The following is a 7,123-nucleotide window of genomic DNA, read 5'->3' as shown; positions in this document are numbered from 1 at the left end:
ACGCGGACTATCGCTTCGCCATTGCCGACGGCAAGGCGGTGAAGGACATGATCAACGATCAGGTCTGGAACAAGGACACCTTCCTGCCCACCGTGGGCAAACGCGGCGCGGCGATCATCGACGCGCGTGGTCTCTCGAGCGCCGCCTCGGCTGCCAATGCCGCCATCGATCACATGCGCGACTGGGCGCTGGGCACGCAAGGAAAATGGGTCACGATGGGTGTGCCGAGCAATGGCGACTACGGCATTCCGAAGGACGTGATGTTCGGCTTTCCGGTCACCACCGAGGCCGGCGAGTACAAGCTCGTCGAAGGTCTGGAGATCGACGCCTTCTCGCGGGAGCGCATCGACCTCACGCTCAAGGAATTGCTGGAAGAGCAGGACGGCGTCAAGCACCTGCTCTGACCACGAGGACCTGCCCTCTTTTTCCGGTTTCGGCCTCCGGTCGGCGCGCGCCTTCTCCTTCTCTCTGCGCCGATCCGGGTTGACGCTCGCGCAACAGGACACCTGCCCATGAACGCTCGAACCGCCGGCTCGGCCGGCGCCCGCTTTCGCGAGGCGCTGAAGACCGAGACGCCGCTGCAGATCATCGGCGCGATCAACGCCAACCATGCGTTGCTGGCCGAGCGCGCCGGCTACCGGGCGATCTACCTTTCGGGCGGAGGCGTGGCCGCCGGCTCGCTCGGCCTGCCCGACCTCGGCATCAACACGCTCGATGACGTGCTCACCGACATCCGGCGCATCACCGACGTGTGCGAGCTGCCCTTGCTGGTCGACATCGACACCGGCTTCGGGCCCAGCGCCTTCAACATCGCGCGTACCGTCAAGAGCCTGATCAAGTTTGGGGCTGCGGCCTGCCACATCGAGGACCAGGTCGGCGCCAAGCGTTGCGGCCACCGACCGGGCAAGGAGATCGTCTCGAAGCAGGAGATGGCGGATCGCGTCAAGGCCGCGGCCGACGCGAAGACCGATGCCGACTTCTTCCTCATCGCGCGCACCGATGCCATCCAGGCCGAAGGCGTCGATGCGGCCATCGAGCGCGCCATCGCCTGCGTCGAGGCCGGCGCCGATGGCATCTTCGCCGAGGCCGCTCACGACCTGCCGACCTACCGTCGTTTCGTGGATGCGGTGAAGGCGCCTGTCTTGGCCAACATCACCGAGTTCGGCCAGACGCCACTGTTCACCGTCGACGAACTGCGCAGCGCCGACGTGGCGATGGTGCTCTACCCGCTCAGCGCGTTTCGCGCGATGAACAAGGCGGCCGAGGCGGTGTACACGGCCATCCGGCGCGACGGCACGCAGAAGAACGTGCTGGGCACGATGCAGACGCGCGACGAGCTCTATGAGCGCATCGGCTACCACCGCCACGAGCAGCATCTCGACGCCCTGTTTTCGGGGAAGAAGTGAGACGCGAGAAGGATTCCACATGAGCGAAGCAGCAGCAGCAGGCGCATCCGCCGCCACACCGGCCAACGCAAGCGGCCCTAAGGTCAAGAAGTCGGTCGCGCTGTCCGGTGTCGCCGCCGGCAACACGGCGCTGTGCACCGTCGGCCGTACCGGCAACGATCTCGCCTACCGCGGCTACGACATCCTCGACATCGCCGAGACCAGCGAATTCGAGGAGATCGCCTATCTGCTGATTCACGGCAAGCTGCCGACCGCCGCCGAGCTCGCCGGCTACAAACTGAAGCTGAAGTCGCTGCGCGGCCTGCCGGCCGCACTGAAGACCGCGCTCGAAGCACTGCCCGCCAGCAGCCACCCGATGGACGTGATGCGCACCGGCGTTTCGGTGCTCGGCTGCCTGCTGCCGGAGAAGGACGACCACAACCATCCCGGCGCGCGCGACATCGCCGACCGGCTGCTCGCGGCTCTGGGCGGGGTGCTGCTGTATTGGTACCACTGGAGCCACAACGGCCGGCGCATCGAGCTCGAGACCGACGACGACTCCATCGGCGGACATTTCCTGCACCTCTTGCACGGCAGGCCGCCGAGCGAGCTCTGGGTGCGCGCCATGCACACCTCGCTCAACCTCTATGCCGAGCACGAGTTCAATGCCTCGACCTTCACCGGCCGCGTGATCGCCGGCACGGGCAGCGACCTCTACTCGGCCGTGACCGGCGCCATCGGCGCGCTGCGCGGGCCCAAGCACGGCGGCGCCAACGAGGTCGCCTTCGACATCCAGAGCCGCTACGACACGCCCGACGCGGCCGAGGCCGACATTCGAGCGCGAGTCGAGCGCAAGGAAGTGGTGATCGGCTTCGGCCACCCCGTCTATACCGTCAGCGACCCTCGCAACAAGGTGATCAAGGCAGTGGCCGAGCGGCTGTCGCGCGACGCCAACAACCTGAAAATGTTCGCGGTGGCCGAACGGCTGGAAGCGGTGATGTGGGACGCCAAGAAGATGTTTCCCAACCTCGACTGGTTCAGCGCGGTCAGCTACCACATGATGGGCGTGCCGATGGCCATGTTCACCCCCCTGTTCGTGATCTCGCGCACATCGGGCTGGGCGGCTCACGTCATCGAGCAGCGCATCGACGGCAAGATCATTCGCCCCAGCGCCAACTACGTTGGGCCGGACGATCAGGTCTTCGTTCCAATCAACGAGCGGCGCTGAGACTTAACGCACGCGCTGCACCGGGCCGGATGCACTTTGCAACGCCTCTGACCCCAGGCAACTCCAAGAATCCAAGCTCCACTTCCGCCTTGGAGTCTTTCATGCACTCGATCCCCGCACTGTCCCTGTCGCTGCTCACCGCCGGCCTGCTGGCGGCGAGTCCTTTGGCTTTGGCTCAGACGGCAAAGGACAGGCCGACCGAGCAAGTCGCAACGTTGAGCCCCGCCAAGAAGGTTGCCTCGCCCTCGAGCAAGCAGTTGCAGTCCGATGCACAGGCTCCGGACGACGCGAACGAATCGCTGACCGAACAGCAGATTGCACTCAGCAGCCGCGTGCTGACCGGCACCGCGCAGTGCGAGTTCGATCAAAGTGTGAGCGTCGATGCGATGCTCGACAAACCGGGCCATTTCCGCGTCGCCTTCAAGAAGGCGACCTACACCATGACGCCCCGTGAAACCTCCACCGGCGCCGTGCGCCTCGAGGATCAACGCAACGGCATCGTGTGGCTGCAGATCCCGGTCAAGTCGATGATGATGAATCACAAGGTCGGCCAGCGCATGGTCGACGGCTGCACGCACGCCGAGCAGCGCGCCGCGGTCGCAGCCGTCAAGGCCGCTGCCAGATAAATTTCCGCTCCGCATTCCGAGGCCCCATGTCCGCACCGATCTCGAACGTCCGCCCCAAGCCCGATCAGGTTCTCGTCGACATCGTCGAGTACGTCGCCAAGTACAAGATCAAGAGCGTGCTCGCCTATGACACGGCGCGCAACTGCCTGATCGATACCCTGGGCTGCGGACTCGAGGCACTCGAATACCCGGCCTGCACCAAGCTGCTCGGGCCGGTGGTGCCGGGCACAGTGGTGCCGCACGGCGCCAAGGTGCCCGGCACCCAGCATCAGCTCGACCCCATCCAGGCCGCCTTCAACATCGGCACGATGATTCGCTGGCTGGACTTCAACGACACCTGGCTCGCGGCTGAATGGGGCCACCCGAGCGACAACCTCGGTGGCATCCTGGCCACGGCGGACTGGCTCTCGCGCAATGCCGTCGCCGCCGGAAAGAAACCGTTGGTCATGAGAGACGTGCTCACCGCGATGATCAAGGCCCACGAGATTCAAGGCTGTATCGCGCTGGAGAACTCGTTCAACAAGGTCGGCCTCGATCACGTCGTGCTGGTCAAGGTGGCCTCCACAGCCGTCGTCGCCGAGATGATGGGGCTCACGAAAGACGAGATCCTCAACGCCGTGTCGCTGGCCTGGGTCGACGGCCAGTCCCTGCGCACCTATCGCCATTCGCCCAACACCGGTTCGCGCAAGAGCTGGGCGGCCGGCGACGCCACTTCTCGTGCGGTGCGGCTGGCACTGATCGCGAAGACCGGCGAGATGGGCTACCCCTCCGTGCTCTCGGCCAAGACCTGGGGCTTCTACGACGTGCTGTTCAAGGGCCGGCCGTTCGAGTTCCAGCGGCCCTACGGCAGCTACGTGATGGAAAACGTGCTGTTCAAGATCAGCTTCCCGGCCGAGTTCCACTCGCAGACGGCCGTGGAAGCGGCGATGACTCTGCACGCCCAACTCCGCAAGGCCGGCAAGACGGTCGATGACATCAGGAAGCTCAGCATCCGTACCCACGAAGCCTGCATCCGCATCATCGACAAGAAGGGTCCGCTCGACAATCCTGCCGACCGCGACCACTGCATCCAGTACATGGTGGCGGTGCCGCTGATCTTCGGGCGACTCACCGCGGCGGATTACGAAGACAACGTGGCTCGGGACAAGCGCATCGACACGCTGCGCGACAAGATCGAATGCGTGGAAGACAAGGCCTTCACCAGGGACTATCACGATCCCGAGAAGCGCTCGATCGCCAATGCGCTGACCATCGAGTTCAAGGACGGCAAGAAGCTGAAGGAAGTGGTCGTCGAGTACCCGATCGGCCACAAGCGCCGCCGCAAGGACGGCATCCCCCTGCTCGAGGCCAAGTTCCGCGTCAACCTAGCGCGCCGCTTTCCGAAGAAGCAGCAGGACGCCATCCTCGACGTGAGCCTCGACCAGAAGGCGCTCGAGGCGATGCCGGTTCACGAGTACGTCGATCTGTACGCGATCTGACCCTTCGCGCAAGTTGCGCGGCCCTTGAATATGCGGGAAACGGTATGTACAATTCGTGCATACTTTTTCTCGCAAGGAACCAGGAGCCGCCATGGAAGCCACCGTTGCAGAACGCGGGCAGATCACCCTGCCCAAGGCCGTGCGAGACGCGCTCGGCCTGACCAAGGGCACTCAGCTCAAGGTCGAACTCGATGGCGGGCGCATCATCTTGCGCAAAAACGTGAGCGACGCGATCTCGCGCCTGCGCGGGCGCGTCAAGCTGCCGCCGGGCGTGAGCACCGACGACATCATGCGCGAGCTGCGCGGCCGGGCGCCTGGCGACCCCTATCCGCCGCCGGACGACGCCGCCGAATGATTGCGATCGATACCTCGGTGCTGATCGACCTGATCGGCGCAGACGCCCGAGCGGCGTCTGCCGAGGACGCCCTGCGGGCCGCGCTGACTCAGGGGCCGGTGGTTGCCTGCGAAGTCGTGCTGGCGGAAGTCGTGGCCGGCCTGGGCCATGGCGCCGTGGTCGTCGATGCGCTGGAAGAATCCGGCATCGCATTTTCTTCACTCGAGCTGCGCTCCGCCGTGCGCGCCGGCGAGATGCAACGCCGCTACAAGGAGCGTCTGCGCGCCCACCAGGCGGGTACGGCGCGCGGGCGCACGGTGCCCGATTTCTTGATCGGTGCACACGCCCTGATGCAATGCAACGCCCTCATCACCCGCGACGCCGGCTTCTTCCGCGACTACTTCAAGGGCTTGAAGGTCATCGAACCGCGAGCCGCCTGAGTCTTCTTTCTCTCCCATTCCCCACCCACATTCCGAGGTCCGCATGGCCCACGCCTTCCAAACCACCCAGAAGAGCTTCAAGACCGCCTCCGGCGCCACCGGCAAGTTCTTCTCGCTGCCCGAACTCGCCAAGCAGTTCCCCAACGTGAACCGGCTACCGGTCTCGATGCGCATCGTGCTCGAAAGCGTGCTGCGTAACTGCGACGGCAAGAAGGTCACGCGTGAGCACGTCGAGCAGCTCGCCAAGTGGCAACCGAACGCCGAACGCAGCGAGGAAATTCCCTTCATCGTGTCGCGCGTGGTGCTGCAAGACTTCACCGGCGTGCCCCTGCTCGCCGACCTGGCAGCCATGCGCAACGTGGCGGCCAAGATGGGCAAGAACCCGAAGGCGATCGAGCCGCTGGTGCCGGTGGACCTGGTGGTCGATCACTCGGTGATGATCGATCACTTCGGCTCTAAGGACTCGCTGGACCTCAACATGAAGCTCGAGTTCTCGCGCAACCGCGAACGCTACGAATTCATGAAGTGGGGCATGGACGCGTTCGATACCTTCGGCGTCGTGCCGCCTGGCTTCGGCATCGTGCACCAGGTCAACCTCGAGTACCTGGCGCGCGGCGTGCACAAGACGGCTGACGGCGTGCACTACCCCGACACGCTGGTCGGCACCGACAGCCACACGACCATGATCAACGGCATCGGCGTCGTCGGCTGGGGCGTGGGCGGCATCGAGGCCGAGGCCGGCATGCTGGGCCAGCCGGTGTACTTCCTGACGCCCGACGTGGTCGGCATGGAGCTGACGGGCCGGCTGCGCGAAGGCGTCACCGCCACCGACCTGGTGCTCACCGTCACGGAAATCCTGCGCAAGGCCAAGGTGGTCGGCAAGTTCGTGGAGTTCTTCGGCGAGGGCACCCGCACGCTCGCCCTTCCCGACCGCGCCACGATCGCCAACATGGCGCCGGAATACGGCGCCACCATGGGCTTCTTCCCGGTCGATGAGAAGACCATCGCCTACTTCCAGGGCACGGGCCGCACGCAGGCCGAGATCGAAGCCTTCACCGCCTACTTCCAGGCACAGAAGCTGTTCGGCGTCCCCGGGTCGGGCGAGATCGACTACAGCTCGGTGGTCAAGCTCGACCTCGGCAGCGTCGCTCCCTCACTCTCCGGCCCCAAGCGCCCACAGGACCGCATCGAACTCGGCAACGTGAAGACGCAGTTCGGCTCGCTGTTCAGCAAGCCGCCGACAGAGAACGGTTTCAACCAGCCGGCGGCCAAGCTGGGGCAAGGCTTCACGACGAGCGACGGCCTGGACATCAAGAACGGCGACGTGCTGATCGCCGCCATCACGTCCTGCACCAACACCTCCAACCCCGGCGTGCTGCTCGCGGCGGGTCTGCTGGCGAAGAAGGCTGTCGAAGCCGGGCTTACCGTCAAGCGGCATGTGAAGACCTCGCTCGCGCCCGGCTCGCGCATCGTCACCGAGTACCTGCAGAAGGCCGGTCTGCTGCCCTACCTCGAGAAGCTCGGCTTCTACCTGGCCGGCTACGGCTGCACCACCTGCATCGGCAACTCGGGCGACCTCACGCCCGAGATCAACGAGGCGATCAGCAAGAACGACCTGGTGTGCGCGGCGGT

General features: G+C 65.2%; 7 protein-coding genes and 1 pseudogene. All 8 read left to right on the top strand.

Annotation, left to right across the window (positions count from 1 at the left end):
• Positions 1-404 (top strand): annotated as a pseudogene (locus H0W40_RS18325) (malate dehydrogenase); the annotation flags it as partial.
• A 108-nt stretch (positions 405-512) separates the two neighbouring features.
• A complete protein-coding gene (gene prpB / locus H0W40_RS18320; RefSeq protein WP_292449148.1) occupies positions 513-1,406 on the top strand; it encodes a methylisocitrate lyase in 894 nt (297 codons plus the stop codon).
• A 19-nt stretch (positions 1,407-1,425) separates the two neighbouring features.
• Positions 1,426-2,613, top strand: coding sequence for a 2-methylcitrate synthase (gene prpC, locus H0W40_RS18315; RefSeq protein WP_292449146.1), 1,188 nt, complete (start codon positions 1,426-1,428; stop codon positions 2,611-2,613).
• A 101-nt stretch (positions 2,614-2,714) separates the two neighbouring features.
• Positions 2,715-3,239, top strand: a complete 525-nt coding sequence (locus H0W40_RS18310; protein ID WP_292449144.1) for a hypothetical protein — start codon at positions 2,715-2,717, stop codon at positions 3,237-3,239.
• A 26-nt stretch (positions 3,240-3,265) separates the two neighbouring features.
• A complete protein-coding gene (locus tag H0W40_RS18305) occupies positions 3,266-4,717 on the top strand; it encodes a bifunctional 2-methylcitrate dehydratase/aconitate hydratase (RefSeq protein WP_292449142.1) in 1,452 nt (483 codons plus the stop codon).
• Between the two features lie 91 nt (positions 4,718-4,808).
• A complete protein-coding gene (locus tag H0W40_RS18300) occupies positions 4,809-5,072 on the top strand; it encodes an AbrB/MazE/SpoVT family DNA-binding domain-containing protein (protein ID WP_292449140.1) in 264 nt (87 codons plus the stop codon).
• Positions 5,069-5,491, top strand: a complete 423-nt coding sequence (locus H0W40_RS18295; protein WP_292449139.1) for a type II toxin-antitoxin system VapC family toxin — start codon at positions 5,069-5,071, stop codon at positions 5,489-5,491. Before H0W40_RS18300 ends, H0W40_RS18295 begins: the two co-directional genes overlap by 4 nt.
• Positions 5,492-5,534: 43 nt before the next feature.
• Positions 5,535-7,123, top strand: a 1,589-nt coding sequence (gene acnA, locus H0W40_RS18290) for an aconitate hydratase AcnA (protein ID WP_292449137.1), incomplete at its 3' end; no start/stop codon positions are given.

Source organism: Methylibium sp., assembly GCF_013817345.1.
GTDB lineage: Bacteria > Pseudomonadota > Gammaproteobacteria > Burkholderiales > Burkholderiaceae_C > Methylibium.
Note: the sequence above shows the minus strand (reverse complement) of the source record. Positions and strands in the feature narration are given on the sequence as shown.